Origin of the sequence: Acidovorax sp. 62 (assembly GCF_002754495.1) — a bacterium.
Classification (GTDB): Bacteria; Pseudomonadota; Gammaproteobacteria; order Burkholderiales; family Burkholderiaceae_C; genus Acidovorax.
In genome coordinates this window covers 339,326-364,211 of record NZ_PEFJ01000001.1, presented here as the reverse complement: position 1 = coordinate 364,211, position 24,886 = coordinate 339,326, and the positions used below count along the sequence as shown (strand labels likewise).

The 24,886-nt window shown below is 64.4% G+C and carries 23 protein-coding genes; 15 read left to right on the top strand and 8 right to left on the bottom strand.

All coding sequences use genetic code 11. The annotated features are described in order from the left end of the window. Positions 1–96: 96 nt before the first annotated feature. Positions 97–993 (bottom strand): dienelactone hydrolase family protein, encoded by an 897-nt coding sequence (locus CLU86_RS01650; protein ID WP_099740363.1) that lies wholly within the window; start codon positions 991–993, stop codon positions 97–99. A 327-nt stretch (positions 994–1,320) separates the two neighbouring features. Here CLU86_RS01650 and CLU86_RS01645 point away from each other — a divergent pair, with 327 nt between their 5' ends. The 6 genes from CLU86_RS01645 (at position 1,321) to CLU86_RS01620 (ending at position 5,431) form a co-directional block, all read left to right on the top strand. Beyond that, positions 1,321–1,911 (top strand): GbsR/MarR family transcriptional regulator, encoded by a 591-nt coding sequence (locus CLU86_RS01645; protein WP_099743214.1) that lies wholly within the window; start codon positions 1,321–1,323, stop codon positions 1,909–1,911. Between the two features lie 66 nt (positions 1,912–1,977). After that, on the top strand, positions 1,978–2,418 hold the full coding sequence (locus tag CLU86_RS01640; RefSeq protein WP_099740362.1) for a thiol-disulfide oxidoreductase DCC family protein: 441 nt from the start codon (positions 1,978–1,980) through the stop codon (positions 2,416–2,418). Between the two features lie 54 nt (positions 2,419–2,472). Continuing rightward, positions 2,473–3,432, top strand: a complete 960-nt coding sequence (locus CLU86_RS01635; protein WP_099743213.1) for an NAD-dependent epimerase/dehydratase family protein — start codon at positions 2,473–2,475, stop codon at positions 3,430–3,432. Then, complete coding sequence (locus CLU86_RS01630; protein WP_099740361.1) at positions 3,429–3,854, top strand: DoxX-like family protein; 426 nt, start codon at positions 3,429–3,431, stop codon at positions 3,852–3,854. The genes CLU86_RS01635 and CLU86_RS01630 overlap by 4 nt, the downstream gene beginning before the upstream one ends. Continuing rightward, positions 3,851–4,330: a DUF2269 domain-containing protein gene (locus CLU86_RS01625; protein ID WP_099740360.1), complete on the top strand. Its 480-nt coding sequence runs from the start codon at positions 3,851–3,853 to the stop codon at positions 4,328–4,330. The genes CLU86_RS01630 and CLU86_RS01625 overlap by 4 nt, the downstream gene beginning before the upstream one ends. 69 nt (positions 4,331–4,399) lie before the next feature. Then, positions 4,400–5,431, top strand: a complete 1,032-nt coding sequence (locus CLU86_RS01620; protein WP_099740359.1) for an SRPBCC family protein — start codon at positions 4,400–4,402, stop codon at positions 5,429–5,431. A gap of 110 nt (positions 5,432–5,541) precedes the next feature. On the opposite strand, the gene yghU is transcribed toward CLU86_RS01620, so the two are convergent. The 3 genes from yghU to polA all read right to left on the bottom strand — a co-directional run bounded on the left by yghU (position 5,542) and on the right by polA (position 10,872). Beyond that, positions 5,542–6,426: a glutathione-dependent disulfide-bond oxidoreductase gene (gene yghU / locus CLU86_RS01615; RefSeq protein WP_099740358.1), complete on the bottom strand. Its 885-nt coding sequence runs from the start codon at positions 6,424–6,426 to the stop codon at positions 5,542–5,544. Between the two features lie 159 nt (positions 6,427–6,585). Next, on the bottom strand, positions 6,586–7,773 hold the full coding sequence (locus CLU86_RS01610; RefSeq protein ID WP_199175075.1) for an RES family NAD+ phosphorylase: 1,188 nt from the start codon (positions 7,771–7,773) through the stop codon (positions 6,586–6,588). Between the two features lie 300 nt (positions 7,774–8,073). Further along, entirely contained in the window at positions 8,074–10,872 is a 2,799-nt protein-coding gene (gene polA / locus CLU86_RS01605; RefSeq protein WP_099740356.1) for a DNA polymerase I, read from the bottom strand. Positions 10,873–10,926: 54 nt separating this feature from the next. Here polA and CLU86_RS01600 point away from each other — a divergent pair, with 54 nt between their 5' ends. From CLU86_RS01600 to CLU86_RS01560, 9 genes are all read left to right on the top strand, one after another. Next, entirely contained in the window at positions 10,927–11,286 is a 360-nt protein-coding gene (locus tag CLU86_RS01600; RefSeq protein ID WP_099740355.1) for a hypothetical protein, read from the top strand. A 136-nt stretch (positions 11,287–11,422) separates the two neighbouring features. Further along, positions 11,423–12,373, top strand: coding sequence for a homoserine kinase (locus CLU86_RS01595; RefSeq protein WP_099740354.1), 951 nt, complete (start codon positions 11,423–11,425; stop codon positions 12,371–12,373). Between the two features lie 260 nt (positions 12,374–12,633). Beyond that, on the top strand, positions 12,634–13,467 hold the full coding sequence (locus CLU86_RS01590; protein WP_099740353.1) for a BPSS1780 family membrane protein: 834 nt from the start codon (positions 12,634–12,636) through the stop codon (positions 13,465–13,467). Further along, the gene (locus tag CLU86_RS01585) at positions 13,424–14,236 is read left to right on the top strand and encodes an iron dicitrate transport regulator FecR (protein ID WP_233194727.1); all 813 of its coding nucleotides are present in this window, start codon (positions 13,424–13,426) and stop codon (positions 14,234–14,236) included. Before CLU86_RS01590 ends, CLU86_RS01585 begins: the two co-directional genes overlap by 44 nt. 288 nt (positions 14,237–14,524) lie before the next feature. Further along, a complete protein-coding gene (locus CLU86_RS01580; RefSeq protein WP_099740352.1) occupies positions 14,525–16,474 on the top strand; it encodes a PhoX family phosphatase in 1,950 nt (649 codons plus the stop codon). 356 nt (positions 16,475–16,830) lie between these two features. After that, entirely contained in the window at positions 16,831–18,054 is a 1,224-nt protein-coding gene (locus CLU86_RS01575; RefSeq protein ID WP_099740351.1) for an imelysin family protein, read from the top strand. Between the two features lie 2 nt (positions 18,055–18,056). Continuing rightward, positions 18,057–19,538 carry a di-heme oxidoredictase family protein gene (locus CLU86_RS01570; RefSeq protein ID WP_099740350.1) on the top strand — a complete coding sequence of 494 codons (1,482 nt, stop codon included), beginning with the start codon at positions 18,057–18,059 and terminating at the stop codon, positions 19,536–19,538. Next, the gene (locus tag CLU86_RS01565) at positions 19,535–20,710 is read left to right on the top strand and encodes an imelysin family protein (RefSeq protein ID WP_099740349.1); all 1,176 of its coding nucleotides are present in this window, start codon (positions 19,535–19,537) and stop codon (positions 20,708–20,710) included. The genes CLU86_RS01570 and CLU86_RS01565 overlap by 4 nt, the downstream gene beginning before the upstream one ends. Further along, positions 20,694–21,992, top strand: a complete 1,299-nt coding sequence (locus CLU86_RS01560) for a DUF1513 domain-containing protein (RefSeq protein ID WP_233194726.1) — start codon at positions 20,694–20,696, stop codon at positions 21,990–21,992. The genes CLU86_RS01565 and CLU86_RS01560 overlap by 17 nt, the downstream gene beginning before the upstream one ends. A gap of 87 nt (positions 21,993–22,079) precedes the next feature. Here the strand turns inward: CLU86_RS01560 and CLU86_RS01555 are convergent, their stop codons facing one another. The 4 genes from CLU86_RS01555 to CLU86_RS01540 form a co-directional block, all read right to left on the bottom strand. Then, a complete protein-coding gene (locus CLU86_RS01555; RefSeq protein ID WP_099659055.1) occupies positions 22,080–23,189 on the bottom strand; it encodes a putative zinc-binding metallopeptidase in 1,110 nt (369 codons plus the stop codon). Between the two features lie 215 nt (positions 23,190–23,404). Further along, complete coding sequence (locus CLU86_RS01550; RefSeq protein WP_099658262.1) at positions 23,405–23,722, bottom strand: BON domain-containing protein; 318 nt, start codon at positions 23,720–23,722, stop codon at positions 23,405–23,407. A 152-nt stretch (positions 23,723–23,874) separates the two neighbouring features. Then, on the bottom strand, positions 23,875–24,267 hold the full coding sequence (locus tag CLU86_RS01545; protein ID WP_099658261.1) for a DUF883 family protein: 393 nt from the start codon (positions 24,265–24,267) through the stop codon (positions 23,875–23,877). Between the two features lie 85 nt (positions 24,268–24,352). Beyond that, the gene (locus CLU86_RS01540; protein WP_099658260.1) at positions 24,353–24,517 is read right to left on the bottom strand and encodes a DUF1328 domain-containing protein; all 165 of its coding nucleotides are present in this window, start codon (positions 24,515–24,517) and stop codon (positions 24,353–24,355) included. Positions 24,518–24,886 lie beyond the last annotated feature (369 nt).

The following is a 24,886-nucleotide window of genomic DNA, read 5'->3' as shown; positions in this document are numbered from 1 at the left end:
TTAGCGGCATTTTTCTTATCAAACGCTTGTGGTACACCCGAAAAAAAGCCGCCCCGAAACATCAGGGCGGCTGCGGGTTGCGGACCAGGGAGCGGCTTAAACCACTCCGTGGGTCTTGAACCAGGCCAGGGCACGCTTGTAGCCGTCTTCCGCCGCTTCCTTACGGTAGCTGGGGCGGTAGTCGGCATGGAAAGCATGCGGGGCATCGGGGTACACCACAAACTCGGAAACCTTGGCTGCAGCAGAACCGCTGGCTAGGGCTGATTTCATCTTATCAACCGTGTCAAGAGGGATTCCGGAATCTTTTTCACCATAGAGGCCCAACACGGGCGCCTTGAGGATGGGCGCGATCTCCACCGGGTGCTTGGGCGTGAGGTCGGTGGACTGCCCCACCAGCCGCCCGTACCAGGCCACGCCCGCCTTCACCGGGCCGTGGGCTGCATACAGCCAGGTGATGCGGCCACCCCAGCAAAAGCCCGTCACGCCCACACGGGCGGCATCGCCACCGTTGGCGGCGACCCACTTCACGGCGCCGTCCAGGTCGCCCATCACCTGCCCATCGGGCACCTTGGACACAAGTTCGGCCATGAGCTTGGACACCTCGGTGTAGCTGGCCGCATTGCCTTGGCGCGCATACAGATCGGGGGCGATGGCCAGGTAGCCCGCCTTGGCAAAGCGGCGGCACACATCGGCAATGTATTCGTGCACGCCAAAGATTTCCTGGATCACCAGCACCACAGGCAGCCCGGTCTTGCCCGCAGGCGCGGCGCGGTAGGCGGGCACCTTGAAGCCGTCCACCTCATAGCTCACCTGGCCCGCCACCAGCCCCTCGGCAGACGTGGCAATGGCGGTTTGCGCCATCACAGGGGCCGCAGCGGCAGCGTATCCCAGGCCCAGCGCAGCTTGCAGGGCCGTGCGCCGGGTGGCGCCCGCCTCGGTAGAACGCCCGGGCAGCAGGGCTTCGGTGTCCAGTTGGTGGTCACGGTTGAGCATCAGATACCTCCAGAGTGCAATCAGAACAAAGGAAACAAAGGCGCAAGCCCTTGCAGAGGAAACCCACAGAGCGGCCGGGCCAAACCAGAGCCCATGGGAATGGGCGCAGGCACCGCCGCACCAGCGCGTGGCTCAGCCCAGGCCCTGCACAGCGCCATGGCTTACAGGTGGGCCGCCAGCGTCGGCGGCCCATATTAGCCATTTGTGCTTCAACGCGCTGGCTGCGCCCCCGTATCCATGCGGACCGCACCAAGGATTGAACGGCTACTTTCACATCCCGCAATTTCTTTCTTGACAGAAATTACAGAAACCATGAGACTGCCCCCCATGGAACTCACACCGATCGCCAAGCAATTCGTCGTCCACTGGGGCGAAATGGGCAGCGCCTGGGGCGTGAACCGCACGGTGGCCCAGTTGCATGCCCTGCTGTTCTTCCATGGCCGCCCGCTCAACGCCGAAGAGATCGCCGACACCCTGGTGGTGGCGCGCTCCAACGTCAGCAACAGCCTCAAAGAGCTGCTGAACTGGCAACTGATCCGCGTGACCCACGTGCTGGGCGACCGGCGCGACTATTACGAAACCAGCAGCGATGTGTGGGAGCTGTTCCGCACCGTGGTGCGCGAGCGCAAGACGCGCGAGTTTGACCCCACAACCCGCATGCTGCGCGAGCTGGTGCGCAAGCCCGACTTTGCCCAAGAGAGCCCCGACGCCCAGGACCGCGTGCGCGAAACCCTGCACCTGATGGAGTCGCTGGGCACCTGGGCGGACGAGATGCTGCGCCTGTCCCCCAACACGCTGGAGAAGGTGCTGCGCATGGGCGCCACCGTGCAAAAGTTTGTGCGCGGCGGCGATGCGCCTGCAACTCCAGCAGCGCCAACAGCCCCCAGCAGCACGGACCGCACGCCCCCTGCCTCGTAATTTTTGGTGAAATTTTTTTGCCCCAACATTTCTCTTTTGACAGAAATTTCAGAAAGGATCGAGACCATGACCACAGCCCTCTATCCCCTCACCCTTTACTACGACAGCGCCTGCCCGCTGTGCGACACCGAGATGCACAACCTCATGCTGCGCAACCAGGCCGGGCAGTTGCGGTTTGAAGATGTGCAGGCCAGCGGCTTTGCCTGCCCCGAGGGCGTGACACGCGACACACTGCTGACCCTGATGCACGCCCGCACCGCAGGCGGGCAATGGCTGAGCGGCGTGGCCGCCTTTGAAGTGGCCTATGCCGCCGTGGGCCTCGCCTGGGTGATGGCCCCCGCCCGCATCCCCCTGCTGCGTGCGGGCATGAACGCGCTGTACCCCGTGGTGGCGCGCAACCGCTACCGCGTGCCAGGGTGGGTGATACGAACGTTTTTTGGCAAGGCCCTGCGCCGTGCCGCAGAGCGGGCAGCGGCCCAGCAATGCACGGACCAATGCATGCGTTAAGCCCCAAAACCTAGAAGGCCCGCCATGACCACGCCCCTCACACACACAGTCCCCCTGCAGGTACTCCTGACCGGGGCCACCGGCTTCATCGGCCAGGCCATTGCCGCCGCGCTGCGCCGGGCCGGGCACACGGTGCACACGGGCCACTCACCCAACTCACCACGGCAGCCACACGCTGGCGGCGTGGCCATGGACTTTGCCCGCGACACCGACCCCGCCACCTGGCTGCCGCGCCTGCAGGGCATCGACGCGGTGGTCAACGCCGTGGGCGTGCTGCGCAACACCAACGCCCGCCCCATCGATGCCGTGCACCACCACACCCCAGTGGCGCTGTTTGAGGCCTGCCGACAAGCGGGCGTGCGGCATGTGGTGCAAATATCGGCCCTGGGCGTGCAGACCGGCACCACCCGCTACGCCCGCACCAAGCGCGCTGCCGACGAGCACCTGCTGGGCCTGGCAGCGGCCACCAACGATTCCACCAGCCCCCTGCGCGGCGTAGTGCTGCGCCCCAGCGTGGTGTTTGGCCATGGGGGCGCCAGCGCCACCCTGTTCATGCGGCTGGCCTGCCTGCCCGTGCTGGCGCTGCCTGGGCCGGTGCTCACCGCACGCGTCCAGCCCGTGGCCGTGCACGACCTGGCCGATGCCGTGGTGGCGCTGCTGGGCAGCCACAGCCACGTGCGCGGCGTGGTGCCCTGCGTGGGCCCAGAGGCCCTGCCCATGGCCGCGCTGATAGCCAGCCTGCGGGCGCAACGCGGCCACCCACCCGCCCATGCGCTGCGGCTGCCCACGCCGCTCACCCGCCTGTCGGCCCGGCTGGGCGACTGGGTGCCGGTGTCTCCCTGGTGCAGCGAAACCCTGGCCATGCTGGCCACCGACAACGTAGCCGACCCAGCGCCACTGCAAGCCCTGCTGGGCCACGCCGCCACGCACTACAGCCAGCTGGTAGAGCGCGCCTGGGCCCCATCCCCCACCGCCGCAGCGCCTGACGCCCTCCACCCCGGAGCCCCCTCATGACCCAATCCGTACACCACCCAGCCCCACTGCCCGCCCCCACCGGCCCATCTCTCAGACTTCTGCGCACCAGCCTGGTGGCCGTGTGGCTGGGCACTGCCGTGGTCAGCGCCATCACCCACCGCACGCAGGGCGATGCCCTGCTGCGCCAGGCCGGGCTGACGGACGACGCATGGATACAAGCCCTCATCTGGGGCGGCGCAGCGGCCGACCTGCTGATGGGTATAGCGCTGTGGCGCTGGCCAGGCCGCCACAGCGCATGGGCCGCCCTAGGCCTGATGGGGGTGATGACCCTCACCGCCACCGTGCTGCTGCCCCACCTGTGGCTCGATCCACTCGGCTCCCTGCTCAAGAACCTGCCCATCGCCGCCATCCTGGTGGTTTTAGGAGCCAGCTCCGCCCGCACCGAGGAAACCGCACCATGAACACCTACCTCATCCTCAAGACCCTTCACATCGTCTCCAGCGTTCTGCTTGTGGGCACGGGCCTGGGCTCGGCGTTCTACCTGTTCTTTGCCAACCGCAGCGGCAGCGTGGCCGCGCAGGCCGTGGTGGGCCGACTGGTGGTGCGGGCAGACTGGTGGTTTACCACCCCCGCCGTGATCGTGCAGCCGCTCAGCGGCATCGCCATGGCCCACATGGCGGGCTGGCCGCTCACCACGCCGTGGCTGGCGTTGTCGATTGCGCTGTACCTGCTGGCCGGTGCCTGCTGGCTGCCCGTGGTGGCCATCCAGATCCGAATGGCCCGCATGGCCCAAGCCGCCCACGCCGCAGGCACCCCGCTGCCCGCGCAATACAGGCAACTGCAGCGCTGGTGGGAAGGCCTGGGTTACCCCGCCTTCATCGCCATGGCCGTGGTCTTTGCGCTGATGGTGAACAAGCCCGCGCTGTGGGGTGGGTGAGCGCAACGCCAGCCGCCCACGGCACCACGCAAAAAAACCAAAGCAGCCAAACACAACCAGGGAGGAACCATGTCTGACAGCACCACCAAGCCCCCCGCAGAGCCCATCGAGCCTGTAGACCCTTCGCCATGGGACGCTGCCGACAACCCCTCACGCCTGCCCTTTGGCAAGTTCGCCCCCATCGTCTGCGGCATGGTGTTTGGCGTGCTGCTGCGCCTGGCGTTCAGCGGCGCACCCAGCAGCCGCTGGTCGGCCATGGTGGGCGCCTTCATCTGGCTGGCGCCCCTGGCCACCGGGGCCATCACGGTGTACCTGGCCGAGCGGCAGCAGCGGCGCAGCTGGTCTTATTACGCCTGGGCCCCGGCGCTGGCCACCTGCCTGGTCGTCATCGGCTCGATGCTGGTGTTGATCGAAGGGTTGATCTGCGCCATCGTCATCGTGCCGTTGTTCACCTTCATGGGCATGGCGGGCGGGCTGTGCATGGGGCTGGTGTGTCGCCTCACCCGCTGGCCCCGCCACGCAGCCTATGGCTTTGCTGTGCTGCCCCTGGTTGCCGCACTGGTCATGCCGCAGGGCGCACCCGCCCAGATGGGGCAGGTAGAGCGCAGCCTGTGGATCAACGCCCCAGCCGCTGTGGTGTGGGAGGGCATCACCCACATCCGCAACATTGAGCCGCATGAAGTGGATACCGCCTGGACCTACCGCATTGGCGTTCCCCCGCCCGTGGAGGCCGTGACGGTGCAAGAAGGCAGCCAGCGCGTGCGCAAAAGCCGCTGGGCCAAGGGCGTGCACTTTGACGAAATCATCCAGGAATGGGAACCCGGCCGCCACCTGCGCTGGACCTACCGCTTCGGGCCGGACTCCATCCCCGCAGGCGCGCTGGACGACCACGTCGCCATTGGCGGCGCCTACTTTGACCTCAACGACACTGCCTACACCCTCACCCCCGAGGCAGGCGGCACCCGACTGCACCTGCGCGTCAGCTACCGCGTGTCCACCGACTTCAACACCTACGCCAACTGGTGGGCCCAGGCCCTGCTCGACAACTTTGCGCAGACCGTGCTGCAGCTCTACAAAACGCGGCTGGAAGGGTCGGCATAAACGACAAAGCGCCCCGGAATTCAGGGCGCCTTGCGTGCATTTCACTATCAAAAATATAGCTGCTCGCGCTTATTTATCAAGCGCTAGCGGCCATTTTTACTTCAATACCATCAAACCTTGGGGGCCGTAGCCAGCTTGTCCTGCGTCTTCGTCTCAAAGTCGCTGGCATCGTGCCGCTCATGCAACTGGCTGGCCAAGTCACCACGAACCCGGTTCACCATGCGCCCACGCTGCACGGCGCGGCGCTGGCCCACCTGCTCGGCCCAGCGCAACACATGGGTGTATTCGTGCACCTGCAAAAACTCGCCCGCGTCGTAGGCCTCGCCCTTCACCATCAGCCCATACCAGGGCCAGATTGCCATGTCGGCCACGGTGTACTCATTGCCCGCCACGTACTCCGTCACGGCCAGGCGCTGGTTCAGCACATCCAGCTGGCGCTTGGCCTCCATGGCATAGCGGTCAATCGCGTACTCGATCTTGACCGGCGCGTAGGCATAAAAATGCCCAAACCCGCCGCCCACAAACGGCGCACTGCCCATTTGCCAGAACAGCCACGACAGACACTCGGCCCGCGCCGCGCCCTCTTTGGGCAAGAAGGCGCTACCGAACTTCTCGGCCAGGTACATCAGGATGGCACCGGACTCGAACACCCGCACCGGGTTGGCGGGGTCGGTGCGGTCTTGCAGCGCCGGAATTTTGGAGTTGGGGTTGATGCCCACAAACCCGCTGCCAAACTGGTCGCCATCGCCAATGCGGATCAGCCACGCGTCGTACTCCGCCCCGCTGTGGCCCAGCGCCAGCAGCTCTTCCAACATGATCGTGACCTTCACGCCATTGGGCGTGCCCATCGAATAGAGCTGCAGCGGGTGCTTGCCCACGGGCAGCTCTTTGTCGTGCGTAGCCCCGGCAATGGGCCGGTTGATGCTGGCGAACTGGCCGCCGTTTTCTTTGTTCCATTGCCAGATGGCGGGAGGGGTGTAGGGGGTATCGGACATGTGGACTCCAAGCAAAAGAATGGAAATTTGCAGGGTAGCTAGCGGTTGCTGAATGAGTTAACCGACGCTGCCTTCTGGGCACTGTGAAGACAAAAAACTAAACGATTAAGGCTGCCGCCCTGGTCTTTGCATAACTTTGACATTTGCCAGAGGAGGCACTCATTCAAAGTACGGCCCAATGCGCTTTCGATCCAGGTCATTCATGAATAGGGGATAAAAATGAAGGTACTCCTTGGCTCTAGTCTCAATCGCAGTGACCCGGTGAAACCGCATTGAACCCGCAACGACAGACAACTTTGCAGGCGGCCCAAATGTGTTTTCTGCTGGCACCGCTACCTGTACAGGTCCGTCTGCCGGATCGGGATCAGATGGGGGCGTATAGGAGAGCCGACTTGCTTCTGGGAACATCACTACATTGGTTCCAACCTCGCCAGTTTGAACTGAGGGGAAAACCATGCCATCCACGTACTTACCGAAGCGAGTCCTTAAGTATTCAAACACCACCTGGGTCGATAGATAGCTCAACTCATCGTCGCTAGATTTAGGTCGAGACATCTTTTTTACCAACGAATCCAAAAACACTTTTCGATGCCGTGACTCTCGAAATCCCTCATCCAGCAAAGTGAGCGCCGGGGGTTCAACGCGGCTCAGCGCGGTGATATCTAAAAGCTTTAGTTCGCCGGTGGGTGTCAATGCTGCACTGACCACATGGTCGCCAGTAATGGAGCGAATTTCGCTCAGGCAGGTCTCTCGCTCCAATGCGCAGTAAAGAGCTGAGATGCCATTCGGAGTCATCCGCTGGCTACTGGCCAAATGTTTTGGCGTAGGTCCGAGCTGGCGCGCTGGATCTTTGTAGATTTCTTCCGCCTGCTTTTGGCTTTGGGCGCGGCGCGCCCGAAAGAGCAGATCGCCGGGGCAGATAGTGCGCACGACTTCAACCTTAAGCTGATCACCGCCGACTACCAACACCGAAAAAATGGAATCTAAGAACTGGGTGGCATCAGCATTGAAGTAACGGTGCTTGTAACGAACACCCTCGACAAAACCATCCCAGCGCGCCTCGTACACGTTCTGCTCTAACGTACCGTCATCACCATAAAAGTGTCTTTCATGGCCCGCGTCGTCAGTCTTGAGCTCGGGTGGAACACCAGCCATGAGCTCCTTGAGATATGGCTCATCACCAAGTTCGAACCACTCCGCAAGGACGACACCTACATCAGCGATAGGTATGGAATCGTCTCCGCATTCGTACAACATGCCGAGTTCGAAGTCTGAGAGATCCTCACTCACCGCAACGTTCTCCGACACTCTGTCATAAACGTATGCGAACAGTTGCTTCGTATCCATCGTGCGCCCATGACGGCCGCAATACTCACAGTCACCTGAGGTGCCATGCGCCAGGAACAACTTCTTGAGTGGAGCCGGTGCGACACAGTCAACACAAATCATTGGTACCCCTGAGCCCGCTTTTCTGGACAGTCGTAAATGCGGATGTGTTTATTTGGAAATTCGAAGGGAACGCGGCGATTTTGAGGGTTACAGCGCAAGCAAACACTTCAAATTTGATAGCTGAAAGCGCTTAAAAGACAAGCGCTACAGGCCAAAAATACTTCAATAAATTGACCTGCCACGCTCGCCCGCACAACCTCAATGCGCCTTATCCCAATTAGCCCCCACCCCCACTTCCGCCAATAACGGCACCTTCAGCGCCGCCACTTCCGCCATCAGGCGCGGGATGTGGGTCTTGAGCCAGTCCACCTCGCTCTCGGGCAGCTCGAACACCAGTTCGTCGTGCACCTGCATGATCATTTGGATCTCCGGCTTGTGAGCGTCCAGCTCTTTTTGCACGGCCACCATGGCCAGCTTGATGAGGTCTGCCGCCGTGCCCTGCATGGGGGCGTTGATGGCGGCGCGTTCGGCCCCGGCGCGGCGGGGGCCGTTGGGGGAGTTGATCTCGGGCAGGTACAGGCGGCGGCCAAACACGGTTTCGACATAGCCCATGGATTTGGCGGCGGCCTTGGTGTCGTCCATGTACTGCTTTACGCCGGGGTAGCGCTGAAAGTACTTGTCGATGTAGGCCGCAGCGGCCTTGGTCTCGATGCCTAAATTTTTGGCTAGGCCAAAGCTGCTCATGCCGTAGATGAGGCCGAAGTTGATGACCTTGGCGTAGCGGCGTTGCTCGCTGGTGACCTGATCGACCTCTACCCCAAACACTTCGGCAGCGGTGGCGCGGTGCACGTCCAGCCCGGCGTGGAAGGCGTGCAGCAGCGAGTGGTCGCCGCTCAGGTGGGCCATGATGCGCAGCTCGATCTGGGAATAGTCGGCACTCGCAATCACCCGGCCTGCGGGGGCCACAAAGGCCTCGCGCACGCGGCGGCCTTCGGGGGTGCGGATGGGGATGTTCTGCAGGTTGGGGTCATTGCTGGACAAGCGGCCTGTCACAGCCACGGCCTGCGCGTAGTGCGTGTGCACGCGGCCTGTGCGTGGCAGCGCCAGTTGGGCGAGCTTGTCGGTGTAGGTGCCTTTGAGCTTGACGAGGCCCCGGTGCTCCAGCAGCTTGGCGGGCAGGGGATAGTCCTCGGCCAGCTTTTCCAGCACTTCTTCGTCGGTGCTGCGGGCACCGGTGGCGGTCTTCTTCACAACCGGCATGCCCAGCTTGTCGAAGAAGATTTCGCCCAGCTGCTTGGGGCTGCTCAGGTTGAAGGGCTGGCCTGCAATTTCGTACGCCTCGGTCTCCAACTGCAGGATGCGCTGGCCCAGCTCGTGGCTTTGGGCGGCCAGCGTGGGGGCGTCGATCAGCACGCCGTTGCGTTCGATGCGGTACAGGGCTTCGCTGCTGGCGATTTCCAGCTCGTAGATAAAGCGCAGTTTGTCGTCCGCCTGCAGCAGCGGCCACAGGGCGTTGTGCACGTCCAGGGTCTGGTCGGAGTCTTCACATGAGTAGGCGGCGGCCTTGTCCACCGGCACTTGCGCAAACGGTATCTGGTGCGCGCCTTTGCCGCACAGGTCTTCGTAGGTGATGCCTTTGCGGCCGGTGTGGCGCTCGGCCAGGCTGGTGAGGTTGTGGGGCTTGTGCACTTCGAGCACGTAGCTTTGCAGCATGGTGTCGTGCGCGTAGCCCTGCACCTCGATGCCGTGGTTGGCAAACACATGGCGGTCGTATTTGATGTGCTGGCCCAGCTTGGGGTGCTTGGCGTCTTCGAGCCAGGGCTTGAGGCGGGCGAGCACTTCATCCAGCGGCAGTTGCGCGGGCGCATCGGGCCCTTCGTGCCGCAAGGGGATGTACGCGGCTTCGCCGGGCTGCACGCTGAAACTGATGCCGACGATTTGCGCGCGCATTTCGTCGAGGGAATCGGTCTCGGTGTCGATTGCGGTGAGCGGGGCTTTGTGCAGGCGCTCCAGCCACTGGTCAAAGTCCGCCCAGTTCAGGATGGTGTCGTACACCACGGTGCGGTGCTGGGCCTCTTCTGCCACGGTGCTGGCAGAGTGGTCGGCAAACAGATCACCGCTTTGGCCGGGCATGGCGACGGTGGGGGCTGTGGTGGCGGGTGCCGCTGCGCCCTTGATCGCACTGGCCAGGCCCTTGAAGCCGTACTTTTCGTAAAACGGCAGCAAGCCGGTGTTGTCCGGTGCGTCGAGTGTGATGTCGTCAAACGCGGGCAAACCGGGGATGTAGTCGGCCAGCGCGCAATCGGTCTTCATGGTGACCAGCTGGCGGCTCAATGCCAGCTGCCCGCTGGCAATCGCCTCGCGCAGGTTGTTGCCCGCCACACCCTTGATGGCTTCGGCGTTGGCAATCAGGTTGTCGAGCGAGCCGTATTCCTCCAGCCACTTGGCGGCCGTCTTTGGGCCCACCTTGGTCACGCCGGGCACGTTGTCCACGGTGTCACCCACCAGGGCCTGGTAGTCCACCATCAGCGTGGGTGGCACGCCAAACTCTGCCGTCACACCCGCCACATCGCGGCGCTTGCCGCTCATGGTGTCGATGATGGTGATGTGCTCGTTGACCAGTTGGCTCAAGTCTTTGTCGCCGCTGGACACAATGACCTCAATGCCCTGTGCGGCTGCTGCGTTGGCCAAGGTGGCGATCACATCGTCGGCCTCCACGCCGGGCACGGCTACCACCTTCCAGCCCAGCAGGTCCACCACCTGGTGAATGGGCTCGATCTGGCTGCGCAGGTCGTCGGGCATGGGCGAGCGTGTGGCCTTGTATTCGGTGTACAGGGCATCGCGAAAGGTGGGGCCCGAGGCGTCGAACACGCACACGGCATAGTCGGCGCGCACCTCTTTGCGCAGCGCCTGCATCATGTTGATCATGCCGCGAATGGCGCCCGTGGCGGCGCTGCTGGGGTCACCCGGCACGGCCCGCAGGTCGGGCATGGCGTGAAAGGCGCGGTAGAGGTAGCTGGAGCCGTCCACCAGCACCAGGGTCTTTTTGTCAGTCATGCACGGATTGTGCACGGGCAGGCTGCCTCTGGACGGCGCTCTACAATCGGCCCCATGCGCGCACTCCACCTCTTCCTTTTGCTGGGCCTGGCGTCCAGCCCCCTGCTGGCCCAAAATACGAACCAAAATGCCCCTCAGGGCACAACGGAAAAGCGCGAGCAGCTATCAAATCCAGAGCAACTTGAAGGCCGCACCAACCAGCGCACCGAGCGCATTCGGGTGGAAGACGGCGGCAGCCGCGTGGACGAGGTGCGTGTGGGTGGCCAGACGCAAAGCATCAACGTGCAGCCCAAGGGCAGCGACATGCCCGCCTACGAAGTGAAGTCACCCGACGGCGCCCGCAGCCGCGCTGGCAGCAACAGCGGTGCGGAGACCAACACCGCCCCGCGTGTGTGGAACGTGATGAAGTTCTGAACCCCTGCGCGGGCCTGCCTTGAGGGCCCGCCGCACTGCACGCCCTGCCCCCGCACCCGCATGGGGGCCATGGCCCCGGCACGGGCTGGGCCCGTGACTCCCCCGCCCCTTACTTTCTCCCCTGCTGAGCTGAACGATGGCTGTTTTTACCGAAGTCTCCAAAAAAGATGCACGCGAAGTGCTGCGCCGATTGCAAATTGGCGAACTGGTGGAACTGCGCGGCATTGAGGGCGGCATTGAAAACACCAACTATTTTTTGACCAGCTCGCAAGGCGAGTTCGTCCTCACCCTGTTTGAGCGCTTGACGGCCGAGCAACTGCCGTTTTACCTGCACCTGATGAAGCACCTGGCGCACGGCGGCATCCCCGTGCCCGAGCCGCGTGGTGACAAGTACGGCGAAATCCTGCACACCGTGGCGGGCAAGCCTGCGGCGGTGGTGAGCAAGCTGCGCGGCAAGAGCCAGCTGGCCCCCGAGCCCGTGCACTGCGCCGCCGTGGGCGCCATGCTGGCGCGCATGCACCTGGTGGGGCGCGACTTTGACCGCCACCAGCCCAACCTGCGCGGCCTGCCCTGGTGGAACGAAACCGTGCCCGTGGTGCTGCCGCACCTGGACACTGCCCAGGCCGCACTGCTGCAGTCAGAGCTGGCCTACCAGAACCATGTGGCAGCGTCGTCCACCTACGCCGCCCTGCCCCGTGGCCCGGTGCATGCCGACCTGTTCCGCGACAACGTGATGTTTGCCGAGGACACCCTGACGGGCTTCTTCGACTTTTACTTTGCGGGCGTGGACACCTGGCTGTTTGACCTAGCGGTGTGCCTGAACGACTGGTGCATTGACCTGCCCACCGGCACACACCACGCCGAGCGCGCCACGGCCATGCTCACCGCCTACCAGTCCGTGCGCCCCCTGACAGCGGCAGAGCGCGAGCTGCTGCCCGCCATGCTGCGCGCCGGGGCGCTGCGCTTTTGGATATCGCGCCTGTGGGACTTTTACCTGCCGCGCGAGGCGTCCATGCTCAAGCCGCACGACCCGACCCACTTTGAGCGCGTGCTGCAGGGGCGCATTGCGCACCCGGTGCAAGCCTGACGTCCCGTAGTTCCATCTTGCGGCCCGCCCCTGCAACGCCAGAGCGACAGAGCGTTCCAAGGGGCCATCTGCACCGGCGCACACGGTGGGTTGGCAGGGCCACCCGTGCCACCCAACCTCTGGCCCCACGCCAGCACAACCCCAGGCGATAGCCCTTTGCCCAGACCGGCTGCAGCGCGCTGGGGTAAATTCCCCCCTGGCGCGCGATGGGCTAGCAGGCACACACACCGCCCGCCCCGGACCACACCACCACCCACCCCATGAAACTCCACATCGTTCCCGCCAAGACTGGCTTCACCTGGGTCAAACTGGGCGTGCAAGCGTTCCGGCGCCAGCCCATGGCGCTGGCAGCGCTGTTTTTCATATCGTATGTTGCAATGAAGCTGCTGACCAGCGTGCCCGTGCTGGGCAGCATTGCCTCGCTGGTGCTGCTGCCCTCTGTCACGCTGGCCATGATGGTGGCCACGGGCGAATCCATCCAGGGCCACCGGCCCACGCCTGCGCTGCTGCTGGTCACCTTCCGCAAAGGCCGCCAGCACCTGCGCCACATGCTGCTGCTGGGCGTGCTGTACGCGCTGGGCTTTCTGGGCATCATGGGTCTGTCGGCGCTGGTCGATGGCGGGCGCTTTGTGCAGGTCTACATGGACGGCATGCCGGTCACTGCGCAAATGGCGTCGGACCCCAGCTTTCAGAAAGCCATGTGGCTGGCCACCTTGCTGTCACTGCCCCTGTCGCTGCTGTTCTGGCATGCGCCGGGCCTGGTGCACTGGCACGGTGTCCCGCCCGTCAAGGCCTTGTTCTTCAGCCTGATGGCCTGCGTGCGCAACGCCGGGGCCTGCCTGGTGTTCCTCTTCACCTGGCTGGGCATTGGGGTGCTGGGGGCGCTGGCAATCAGCATCATCTCGCTGCTGCTGGGGCTGGGTGGCGAGGGCATTGGCAGCCTGCTGAAGGCAGCCTCCATGATGATGCTCACCATGATCCTGACTTGCGCTGTCTTCATCTTCCGGGACTGCTTTGAGCCGCCCGAGAGCCTGCTGCACGAGGCACCCCATGACACACCACCCTCCGACGCCCCAACTGCTGGGCCGAACTGAAGACGAGCTGCGCTGGCACCAGCGCCGCAGTCTGCTGCAAGCCGCCGCTGCATGGGCCACCACGGGTGGCTGGATGGCAGCGCAGGCCCAGTCCCGCAGCAACATCGTTGAGCTGCGTGGGGACGTGCTGCGCAATGGCCGGGCGCTGACGGCACACGACAGCATTGCCACAGGCGACCGCATTGAGACGGGCCCAGGCTCTACCGCCGTATTTGCTGTGGGCAGCAGCGCTTTCATGCTGCGGCAAAACACGCGCGTCTCGCTAGAGGGCGAGGGCAAGAGCGAGGAGTCCACCACCGTCAAGGTGCTGCGTTTACTGACCGGCGCAGTGGCCAGCGTGTGGGGCAAGGGCACAGACCGGCAAGTGGCCCTGCCTACCCTCACCGCAGGCATCCGGGGCACGGGGGTGTATGCCGAGGTGTTCCCCGAGCAGGCCCTGCGGGGCTATTTCTGCAATTGCTATGGCACGGTGGACCTGGCCGCTGGCAGCGAAAGCCTGGTCAGCCAGTCGGTGTACCACCAGTCGTTCTGGGCCGAGACATCACCGCGCAATGGCCGCCTGCTGACGCCTGCGGGCGCCATCAACCACACCGACGAAGAGCTGGAGTTTCTGGCCAGCCTGATTGGCCAGCGCACGGCGTGGCAGATTGCCGGGCGCAAAGGCACCAAGGACGGCAGCGGGCAAATGCCCTACTCGGCGCCCGCCGGTGCCGCGCCCAAGGCCACACGCCCGGTGCAGCCGTCTTACGGCGAAAACAGCCCCTACTGAGCGGCCCAGGGCCCCGCAACAAGTCGCCCAGGCCACTGACTTTGGTGTTTGGTGGGTCTCTCACCCCCTGTCTCAAGGGACTCGTTGGGGTGTCACGCGTGCGCACAGACAACGCGGCGGATAGTGCGTATCCGTCACGCAAACGTCACAAAAGCATCAACGAAGTGTCACAGGATATTTCTAGCATCGCTGGCTGGTGATCACGACCACCGACCGCAGTGCCTGGCCCACTGGGTCGAACGTGGTGTGGTCTGCAGTAACGCAATACCCCACTGGAAATACCAAGACATGTCCCAATCCTCGCTGACCACCCGCCGCAAAGCACTGCAATTTCTGGCGGGGGTTCCCATGCTCCCCCTGGGCGCAACGGCTGCCACCTCCTTTTTGACAGCCTGCGGCGGTGGTAGCGACAGCACCAGTGCCAGCTTTGTTTCCGCCAGCTTTACCTCAATGGCCGCACCCACGCTGGCCAACCCAGCCGCCATGGCAACCACCACAGTGGGCTCGGCACTGAACGTGACCCTGAGCGACAACTCCGTGCGCTCTTTCCAACTGGCCTACCAGCCCTTCTTCGTCACGGGCGACATGGTGTCTGATGGCAAGGGCGGCAAGCTGCTGGCTGGCGGCTACTACGACATCAACAACAAGGCCATCACGGACACCTCCGTGGCAGGGTCTGAGCGCCAGTTCTTCTCTGACTCGCCCGATGGCACCTCGCTGCTGACCGTGGCCAATGCCAAGGTGGACGGCGTCAAGGGCAAGCCTGTGTTTGCCGTGGTGCAGTTTGAATACACCACCTGGGCGCAAGACGGCAAGACCGACATGTACGGCAAGCTGCCATCGCCCATCGCCGTGCTGACGCTGGACCAAGACCAGGACACAGGCAAGCTCAGCCTGGTGAAGTACCACAACGTGGACACCTCCAAGGTGCACGGCCTGTGGATCACCTGCGGCGCCAGCCTTTCGCCATGGGGCACGCACCTGTCCAGCGAAGAGTACGAGCCCGATGCCTTCAGCATCGCCAGCAACACCATGTTCAAGGCCTACAGCAAGAACCTGTATGGCAACGAAGCCACGGCCAACCCCTACCACTACGGCCACATGCCCGAAGTGACCGTCAACGCCGATGGCACGGCCAGCATCAAGAAGCACTTCTGCATGGGCCGCATTTCGCACGAGCTGGTGCAGGTCATGCCCGACCAGCGCACGGCATTGATGGGCGATGACGCCACCAACAGCGCCTACTTTGTGTTTGTGGCCGACAAGGAAAAAGACCTGTCCTCGGGCTCGCTGTATGTGGCCAAGGTGGGCTCTGGCTTCTCCATCGACCCCGCAGCCAACAGCGCCGCTGCGCTCACCTGGATCAAGCTGGGCTCTGCCACCAGCACCGAGATCGAGAACCTGGCCAACACGCTCAAGCCCACGGACATCATGACCGTGGTGAGCGCTGACCCGAAGGACGCCACGTTCACCAAGATCGTGGCTAACGGCAAGACCGAGTGGATCAAGATCAACCCCGGCATGGAGAAGGCCGCAGCCTTCCTCGAAACCCACCGCTACGCCGCCTTCAAGGGCGCCAGCCTGGGCTTCACCAAAATGGAAGGCACCACCGTCAACGCCAAGGACAAGATTGCCTACTCTGCACTGCAGAACGTGCAAAGCTCCATGGTGGCAGGCAACGCAGCCAACGTGCCCGGCAACGGCATCTCGGTGCCCAAGCAGCTGTCGGCCGGTGCCGTCATGGCACTGAACCTGCGCGGCAGCCAAAAGGACACCGACGGCGGCGCCATCAACAGCGAATGGATGCCCGTGGACACCAAGGCTCTGCTTGCAGGCGAAGACATCACCGCTGACGCGCTGGGTAACACCGGCAACCCCAACAAGATCTGCAACCCCGACAACCTGAAGTTCTCGGAAAAGCTGCGCACGCTGTTCATCGGCGAAGACAGCAGCCAGCACGTCAACAACTTCTTGTGGGCCTACAACGTGGACACCAAGCAGCTGTCGCGCCTGATGTCGATCCCGGCAGGTGGCGAATCCACCGGCCTGCACGCTGTGGACGAGATCAACGGCTGGACCTACATCATGAGCAACTTCCAGCATGCTGGCGACTGGGGCAGCATTCACAGCGTCGTCAAAGACACGCTGGACCCGATGATCCGCGCCAACTACAAAAACAAGTCGGGCGCTGCTGTGGGCTACCTCACCGGGACACCCAGCCAGATGAAACTGGGCTAAGCACAAGCCTTGCCCCCAGCAAAAGGGGCACAACAAAAGCCAGCCGGGCCATACAGCCCGGCTGGCTTTTTTGCTGGCGAGGGCAACACCGGAGCAACCAACCACCCGACCAGCACCCGCACGGCAAAGCCTGCCGCGCAGTGCCTCCACAGGGTCAAGTATTCCCTGGCGTCAGGTACTGCATTAAATGCAAATCACTCTTATTAACTTACAATTCACTGCGGCACGCCCCAGCGATCAGCTTGCGTGCCCAGCCCCCCTAGCGTTGGCACCTCTGCCGCACGCACCTTCTTCCTATCCCTGGCCATGCACTGCTGCGGCAGCGCACAGGCCAAGCCATCTCTAAGGAGCCCATCATGCACACACCTTTCACCAAAACCATGCCTGTCATGGCACTCCTGATCAGTGCACTGGGCTCGGCCGCATCGGTGGCCCAAGCCCAGGCTCCTTCCAGCCCAGCGGCGGTGGCCGCCCCCCAGGCTGCGGCAGCCGCCGTAGCAGCCCCACAAGTGGTGGCGCACTACGCACACCTGGTGCACACCAGCTACAGCGACACCCTCACCGCTGCCAAGGCCCTGCAAACAGCGGTGACGGCCTTCACCGCACAGCCATCGGCCGCCACACTGGCCGAGGCCCGCAAGACCTGGCTGGCGGCGCGCGAGTTCTACGGGCAGACCGAGGCCTTCCGCTTTTATGGCGGCCCCATCGACAACGACAACGGGCCTGAGGGCCGCATCAACGCGTGGCCCATGGACGAGTCGTTTGTGGACAGCGTGCAGGGCAAGCCCAATGCAGGCCTGGTGAACAACCGCAAGTTCGTCATCAACAAGAAAAACCTCTCTGCGCAAAACGAACGCGGTGGCGAAGAGAACATTGCCACGGGCTGGCACGCCATCGAGTTCTTCCTGTGGGGCCAGGACCTGTCTGAGACCGGCCCGGGCGATCGCAACTTTGAAGACTTTGTGGACGGCAAGGCCCCCAACGCCGACCGCCGTCGCCAGTACCTGAACGTGGTGACCGAGCTGCTCATCGATGACCTCACCACGCTGGTGAAGGCCTGGGCCCCGGACGCCAAGAACAACTACCGCGCCCGCTTCGTCAAGGGCAACCGCGAGTCGGTGCGCAAGATGCTGGTGGGCCTGGGCTCGCTCTCGCGCGGCGAGCTGGCGGGCGAACGGCTGGAGGTGGCCCTCAACAGCCAGGACCAGGAAGACGAGCACTCGTGCTTCTCGGACAACACCCACCGCGACGCAGTGACCAACGCGCTGGGCATCCAAAACGTGTGGCTGGGCCAGTACAAGCAGGCCGATGGCACGGTGCTCATGGGCCCATCGCTGCGCGACCTGGTGGCCGCGAAGGACGCGGCTCTGGCCGAAAAGACCACGCAGCAAATCGCCGCATCGGTGGCTGCGGCCGAGGGCATTCAGGCCCCGTTTGACCGCGAGATCATTGGCGGCAAGGAAGCACCGGGCCGCCAGCGCATCCAGAAGACCATCGACAGCCTGACGCAGCAAAGCAAGGACCTGGTCGCCGCTGCCAATGCCATTGGCATCACCAAACTGACCTTGGTGCAGCCTTGAGCATGCAGCGTCCGCAAGCCATTCGCCGCCGGCGCGCCGCGCGCCTGGCAGCAGCCAGCACCGGTTTCGCCGCCCTAGCCTGCCTGAGCGTGGGCCTTTTGACGGCCGCGCCCCAACCCGACCCCTTGGGTGAAAAAACGGGCGGAGAGACCACGGTGTTTGCCACGGGGCGCAATGCGTTCTCGTTCCCCGCCGCCAACCTCAGCGATGAGGAGCGCACGCGCTTTGTCATTGGCAACTCGTTCTTTCGGCGCAACTGGGTCGAGGCCCCCGCATCGACCAAGGCCCGCGATGGCCTGGGCCCGCATTTCATTGCGCGGTCGTGCGGTGGCTGCCATGTGCAGGACGGCCGGGGCGAGCCGCCAGCCATCTTCAACCGCCTGGGCGAGACCAAAGACCCGACGGTGGCGCTGCTGATTCGCCTGTCCATCCCTGGCGCCGATGCGCATGGCGGGCCCAAGCACGAGCCCACCTATGGCGACCAATTCAACAACGCAGCCATCCAGGGCGTGAAGCCCGAAGGCCGCGTGACGCTGCGCTACGACACCGTCAAAGGCAAGTTTGCCGATGGCACGCCCTACGCGCTGCAAAAGCCCGCGTACGGCTTTGCCGACCTGGGCTACGGCCCCATGCACCCCGACGTGATGCTGAGCCCCCGCATTGCGCCGCAGATCATCGGTGTGGGCTTGCTTGAAGCCATTGCCGAGACAGACATCCTGGCCAACGCAGCCGACCAGGCTGCTGCCGCAGGCCCCATCAGGGGCACGCCCAACCAGGTGTGGGACGCACCCTCGGGCCGCATGATGCTGGGCCGCTTTGGCTGGAAGGCCAACGTGGCCACCATTGCGCACCAGACGGGCGGGGCCTTTGTGGGCGACATGGGCATCACCTCGCGCCACTTTGCCACCGAGGCCTGCACCCCCGCGCAAAAAGACTGCCTGGCTGCGCCCAGCGGCCAAAGCGCTGCGGTGCAAGGGCAGCCCGGCGTGGAGATTGACGACAAGACGCTGGCCGACGTGATCTTCTACCAGGCCACGCTGGCACCGCCTGCACGCCGCAGCGTCAACGACGCCCAGGTGCTGCGCGGCCAGGCCTTGTTTGCGCAGGCACAGTGCGCCACCTGCCACCGGCCGAGTTACGTCACGCAAAGCGGCCCCTTCCCGCACCTGACGAGCAAGGCCCTGAGCGGCCAGCGCATCTGGCCCTACACCGACTTGCTGCTGCACGACATGGGCGAGCGCCTGGCCGATGGCCGCCCCGACTTTGGCGCCAATGGCCGCCAGTGGAAGACCCCGCCGCTGTGGGGCACCGGTCTCATCAAGGACGTGAACGGCCACACCCGCCTGCTGCACGACGGCCGCGCACGCGGTGTGCTGGAGGCCGTGCTGTGGCACGGTGGCGAGGCAGAAGCGGCCAAGGACCAGGTGCTCAAGATGAAGAAGGCTGACCGCGAAGCGCTCGTGAAATTTGTGGAATCGCTATGACCCATGCACCCCAAAGCCGCACAAGCACACCTGCAAGCACGCGCAAACCGTTGAGCCAGGCATGGACACTGTGCGCGCTGCTGCTGACCATCGCGCCAGCCCTGCACTTGGCTGCCCATGCACAGGTCAAAAACACGCCCCCCCACGCAGCGCCCACCTGGCAACGCGAGGCCGTGCCGTTTTATGACACGGTGCACGCACTGCAAGGCATCTACAGCCACTGGGCCCTGCCCCGGGCGCAGGCGTTTGACCGCAGCGCGCAGGCACTGACCAACGCGATGGCGGCAATGTGCAGTGGCAACGCGGACACCAACGCATCCAAGGCCGCACTGGAATCAGCCCGCAACGCATGGCTGGGCACCACCCGCGCTTGGGAAGAACTCTCGGCCATCGCCATCGGCCCGGTGATTGCGCGCCGCACGCAGCGCGCCATCGACTTCGCCCCCACACGCCCCGCACTGGTTGAAAAAGCCATCCAGGCACAACCCCAGGGCGCCAAGGCTTTTGAACGCATCGGCACCCCTGCCAAGGGCCTGCCAGCGCTGGAGTGGCTGCTGTGGACGCGCCCCGCACAGCCCGGCACGCCTGCTTGCAGCTACGCGCACGAAGTGGCCTTGGACGTGGCCCGCGAGGCCACCGCTGTGGCCGCCGACTTTGCCCGCACGGCAGCCAGTGACTGGGGTGCCGAGGAACAGCAAGAGCAGTCCACCCAGGCCATGAGCGAATTCGTGAACCAGTGGGTGGGCGGCATTGAGCGCCTGCGCTGGGCCCACATGGAAAAGCCCCTGCGCGCAGCCCAGGGCAGCAAGCCGCCCGAGTACCCACGCAGCGCCAGCCAGGACACGCTGGCCGCCTGGGCCGCCACCTGGAAGGGGCTGAGCACCGTGACGCAGCAAAGCGCCCAGGCGCCTACGCCCGCCCCCGGCGAAGCGCTGGTGCCGCTGGAGACCTACCTGCGTGGCAAGGGCCTGAACCCGCTGGCCGACAAGCTCCACCAGGCGGCGCAGAAGGTGGATGCCTCGATGGCGCAGGTGCAAAAAGCCGGGGTCAAAGGCAAGCCCGCCATCCAGCAGGCGGCGCGCGATCTGGCGGCGCTCAAGTTCCTGGCCGAGTCGGAAGTGGCGCCTGCGCTGCAGGTGAGCATTGGTTTTTCTGATGCCGATGGGGATTGAGCCCACAGCAGCTACGGGCCAGACTGCGCCAGCGGCGCTGCAGCGCCGCACCGCCCTGGCGCTGCTGGCAGGCCTGGGGGGGCTGAGTACCTGGGCGCTGCAGCCCCACGCAGCGCAGGCAGCCGCAGCCCGCACCCGCCCCAACAACGCCACCCACACCAACAGCGCCACCTTGGCCGCGGCGTGGGAGGCGCAGGGCAGTTTTCACATCGGGCTGCTGTCGGCGGCGGGCCTGCAACTGCGCGTGCAAGCGGTGTTGGAAGTGCCCTCGCGCCCCCACGGGGTGGTCGCCTTGCCCGATGGATCGGTGCTGGCCGTGGCCCGCCGCCCTGGTGACTGGATGGTGCGCTGGCACCCGGGCCGCCACACGGCGCCGCTGTGGCGGTGGCAGACCGCCGAGGCTGCGTTTCCAGACCGCACCTTCAACGGCCATGTGCTGGCGGGCCCAGACGGCCAAACGCTCTACACCACAGAAACCGACGTGGAAACCGGCGACAGCCTGGTGGGCGTGCGCGATGCGCGCACGCTGGAGAAAGTGGCCGAATGGCCCACCCATGGCATGGATGCGCACGAGCTGATCTGGGACCGCCTCAGCGCCAGCAGCAAAACCGGCGCCCCCACCCTCATCGTGGCCAATGGTGGCGTGCCCACCGCCCCCGAAACCGGCCGTGCCAAGCGCGACATGCACCGCATGGACTCATCGCTGGTGCGGCTGGATGGCACCACCGGCGAGTTGCTGGGCCAGTGGCGGCTGGACGACCCGCGCCTGAGCCTGCGCCACCTGGCCTGGAACCCGGCGGGCACGGTGCTGGGCATTGCACTGCAGGCTGAACACGATGACCCGGCCCTGCGCCATGCCGCCCCCGTGCACGCCCGCTTTGATGGGCAGGCGTTGCACGCAGAGCCCCAGGTGGGCAATGCAGCGCAGACTGGAGCCAGTGCGCTAGCGGAGGCCCTCGTGCCCCCTGTGCAAGCGCCGGCCAACTTGCAGGGCTATGGCGGCAGCATTGTGGCCACGCCTGAGGGCTGGGCCGTGAGTTGCCCCAAAGCAGGCTGCGCAGTGCTGTTCAATGCCCAAGGGCTGCGCACCGGGCAGATTGCGCTGGCAGAAGTGTGCGCGCTGGCATCCGACGGGGCCCGGCTGTGGGCCGGTGGCCTGGGCCAGAGCCTGTTGCACCAGCGGGTGCCTGGAGCCCCAGTCAACACGCAGGCACTCACCCACCCGGGCACTTTGCACCAGGCCAGGCTAGACAACCATTGGGGACTGGTCCGGGCCGTCTGAAGTCACGCGCCACCATCCAACTCAGAACAAAATTGGCCTCTAGCGCTTGATAAATAAGCGCCAGCAGCTATATTTTTTATAGCAAACTCACTGCATGTCGCTGCGACGGGCGTCGTCCGCCAGCCGCACAGACTGCACCAGCTCGTGCACAAACCGGAGCTTGCCCATGGCCCCGGCCGACAAGGCAAACGGGTAGGCATCGCTTTGCCCCAGGCTGCGGTTCAGGCTGTTGAGCAGCAGGGTGAGCGGCACCCATTGGCGCACCATGTCGTCAAACCCCGGCGGCGGGGTGCCAAAGGGGTCTTGCATGCTGTGCAGCCAAGAAGCATGCGGCTCGGGCACCATCACCGTGGTTTGGTAGCTGGCAGCGGTTTCCAGCAAGTCCACCAGGTGCAGGTAATGCGCCCAGGTCTCGGCCCAGTCTTCCCAGGGGTGCGCTGACGCATAAGCGCTCACATGGCGCTGCGCCCAGTCGCCCAGGTCGTTGCCCTTGGCGTAGTGCGCGCTCAGGGCCTGGGCATAGTCTTGCCGCTCGTCGCCAAACACGCTGCGAAAGGCATCGAGCCTGCCGCCATCGCGCACCAGTTGGTCCCAGTAAAAATGCCCGGACTCGTGCCGCAAATGGCCAATCAGCGTGCGGTAGGGCTCGCCCAATGCAATGCGCCTGCGGGCGCGCTCGTCGTCATCGGCCTCGGCCACATTCAGGGTGATGGTGCCACCCAGGTGGCCCGTCAGCACCTCTGGGCCGCCGGGCCAGTCGGCCAGAAACTCGAATACGGGGCCCGATCGGCCCGGCACGGGCTCCAGCCCCAGGCGCGCCAGGGTGTAAAAAAGCTGCCTTTTGGCGGCCTCCACCTGTTGCCAGCGCCCCAGGTTGGCGGGCTCTGAAAGGTCTGGCAGCACGCGCGTCTGGCGGCACGAGACGCACAGCGGCGAATAGTCGTTGGCCGGCACAGCAAAGTTGCAGGCACCGTGGGCCGTACGGTTGTGGCACATGCGGTAGAGCTTGCCGCTGTGGGCCGAGCCGCCGCGCTCGCCCATGCGCCGCCACAGGTCAGGGCCATCCTGGGGTGCAGGGGTCAGCGCCGCCATGCTGAGCTGGTCGGGCACAAAAGCCAACGTGCTGCCGCAGTGCAGGCATTGCACGCTGTCAAAAAAAACCAGGTGACCGCAGTGGTCGCAATTGAATACGCGCATGGTGCCGAAGCTTACCCCTGAGCAGGTTCGTCCGCACACGCCCCATGCAACAAGCACGGGCCCAGCGGCAAGACTCTGGAAAAAAACAAACCCACCCGCTGCATGGCAACGGGTGGGCTTGCGATGAGTGACGGGGACTGCGTGGGCACCTGCGCCCTGTCGCTGACGGGTCCAGGGGCCTTCGCAGACCCCCGATCCGTCAAGGCATTACAACATCAAGGGCGCACCACGATGCTGTTGCGCACTTCGCGCACATGCTTGGTGTTGCGGGCGATGTTTTCAGCCTGGTTCTTCTCGGCCTGCGACTTGGCAAAGCCAGACAGCTGGACGGTGCCGTTCAAGGTCTCCACGCTGATGGAGGTGGCGGAAACGGTTTTGTCTTCTGCCATCTTGGCCTTCACGGCGGTGGTGATGCCTGCGTCATCGACGTAGGCACCCACAGTCTGCTGGTCTCGGGCCACGGAGCAACCCGTAGCGGCCAGAACGGTGATGCCGGTCACGGCAGCAAAAGCAAGGGCACGTGCGTATTTCATGGGAATTCCTTCGTTGGAGATTGGAGAACGCGGGTGCTGACAACACAATCAACCCACTGGCCTGTTGCACCCTCCGTGGCCAAGGGATTGAGGCTGGCGCAAAGGTGCGTGCCAGGCATGGCACCCGCCCCTGCGCCCGCAGAAAATCAGAGTCAATGCATGCGGTTGCGGCGCGACAACCACAGGGCCAACGCCCCCAATGCGGCCCCCGAGGCCACAGCAATCGCAACCGATTTGCCGGGTTGCTCTGCCACATAGCGCGAGGTGGCTTCAGAGGCATGGCGCAATTGGCGGCGGGCACGGTCACTGGTTTCAGCGCAGTACTCAATGCTGCGCGCAGCGATGTCTTGTGCACGGGAAGCCAGGTCTTGAATCGCGGGGCTGGCATCTTCGCGCAACTGGCGCACCCTGCCTTCGGCCAGGCTCAAAGAGGCATCGGCCTTGGTGCGGGTGGCCTTGACGGCTTCTTCTGCGCTTTGCAGCACGTCATCGGCCAGATTACGGGCGGTGTGGCTCAACTTCTCGGTACTCGTTTGGATGCTCATCGGTAACTCCTTGTCAGTGGTAACAGTGGATGTGACAGTGAAGGACACGGGTGGCGGTGCACTGCAGGCGGGTAGGCCTTGAAGCTCAGCCCCGCTTGAGCAAGCCAAACACGAAGGTCACAACGGCCATGATCACAAACACAAAGAACAGAATCTTTGCGATGCCCACGGCCCCAGCTGCGATGCCACCAAAGCCAAACAGGGCGGCAACCAGCGCAATCACCAAAAACACAACGGCGTAATGCAACATGAACTTCTCCCAGAAAGTGCCAGCGGATCACCGGCGGTTGAAGAGCGCGCCGCCATCTCGGCGCTTGGCGTGATGGGCCACAGGTCACTGCACACGGCTCGGCAGCGTCAGGCCATGCCTGTTGTCTGCCCAGTCTTTCCGGTAGGCCCGGCCCGTTCTGTTTGATGTGCAGAGAGTTGTGGAGCAACTCGCTGGGTTCCACTGTAGGTTTTCAAGCGGCCTGCCCGTGCCGGTGGCTGGCGCAGCCGCATGTCAGTGCGCAGACGGGGGCGGTGTAGGACGGCGCCTGACGGCCTGGGCCTGGGCCTGGGCGATGGCTCAGGCCTGCGCTAGGCCCGAAAGTGCCCAGAGAGTGCAGCCTGCCATGCC

Coding starts and splice junctions, on each gene's coding strand:
- CLU86_RS01650 (WP_099740363.1), bottom strand. CDS start 993: ATGCTCAACCGTGACCACCAACTGGACACCGAAGCCCTGCTGCCCGGG.
- CLU86_RS01645 (WP_099743214.1), top strand. CDS start 1,321: ATGGAACTCACACCGATCGCCAAGCAATTCGTCGTCCACTGGGGCGAA.
- CLU86_RS01640 (WP_099740362.1), top strand. CDS start 1,978: ATGACCACAGCCCTCTATCCCCTCACCCTTTACTACGACAGCGCCTGC.
- CLU86_RS01630 (WP_099740361.1), top strand. CDS start 3,429: ATGACCCAATCCGTACACCACCCAGCCCCACTGCCCGCCCCCACCGGC.
- CLU86_RS01625 (WP_099740360.1), top strand. CDS start 3,851: ATGAACACCTACCTCATCCTCAAGACCCTTCACATCGTCTCCAGCGTT.
- CLU86_RS01620 (WP_099740359.1), top strand. CDS start 4,400: ATGTCTGACAGCACCACCAAGCCCCCCGCAGAGCCCATCGAGCCTGTA.
- yghU (WP_099740358.1), bottom strand. CDS start 6,426: ATGTCCGATACCCCCTACACCCCTCCCGCCATCTGGCAATGGAACAAA.
- CLU86_RS01610 (WP_199175075.1), bottom strand. CDS start 7,773: ATGGATACGAAGCAACTGTTCGCATACGTTTATGACAGAGTGTCGGAG.
- polA (WP_099740356.1), bottom strand. CDS start 10,872: ATGACTGACAAAAAGACCCTGGTGCTGGTGGACGGCTCCAGCTACCTC.
- CLU86_RS01600 (WP_099740355.1), top strand. CDS start 10,927: ATGCGCGCACTCCACCTCTTCCTTTTGCTGGGCCTGGCGTCCAGCCCC.
- CLU86_RS01595 (WP_099740354.1), top strand. CDS start 11,423: ATGGCTGTTTTTACCGAAGTCTCCAAAAAAGATGCACGCGAAGTGCTG.
- CLU86_RS01590 (WP_099740353.1), top strand. CDS start 12,634: ATGAAACTCCACATCGTTCCCGCCAAGACTGGCTTCACCTGGGTCAAA.
- CLU86_RS01585 (WP_233194727.1), top strand. CDS start 13,424: ATGACACACCACCCTCCGACGCCCCAACTGCTGGGCCGAACTGAAGAC.
- CLU86_RS01580 (WP_099740352.1), top strand. CDS start 14,525: ATGTCCCAATCCTCGCTGACCACCCGCCGCAAAGCACTGCAATTTCTG.
- CLU86_RS01575 (WP_099740351.1), top strand. CDS start 16,831: ATGCACACACCTTTCACCAAAACCATGCCTGTCATGGCACTCCTGATC.
- CLU86_RS01570 (WP_099740350.1), top strand. CDS start 18,057: ATGCAGCGTCCGCAAGCCATTCGCCGCCGGCGCGCCGCGCGCCTGGCA.
- CLU86_RS01565 (WP_099740349.1), top strand. CDS start 19,535: ATGACCCATGCACCCCAAAGCCGCACAAGCACACCTGCAAGCACGCGC.
- CLU86_RS01560 (WP_233194726.1), top strand. CDS start 20,694: ATGCCGATGGGGATTGAGCCCACAGCAGCTACGGGCCAGACTGCGCCA.
- CLU86_RS01555 (WP_099659055.1), bottom strand. CDS start 23,189: ATGCGCGTATTCAATTGCGACCACTGCGGTCACCTGGTTTTTTTTGAC.
- CLU86_RS01550 (WP_099658262.1), bottom strand. CDS start 23,722: ATGAAATACGCACGTGCCCTTGCTTTTGCTGCCGTGACCGGCATCACC.
- CLU86_RS01545 (WP_099658261.1), bottom strand. CDS start 24,267: ATGAGCATCCAAACGAGTACCGAGAAGTTGAGCCACACCGCCCGTAAT.
- CLU86_RS01540 (WP_099658260.1), bottom strand. CDS start 24,517: ATGTTGCATTACGCCGTTGTGTTTTTGGTGATTGCGCTGGTTGCCGCC.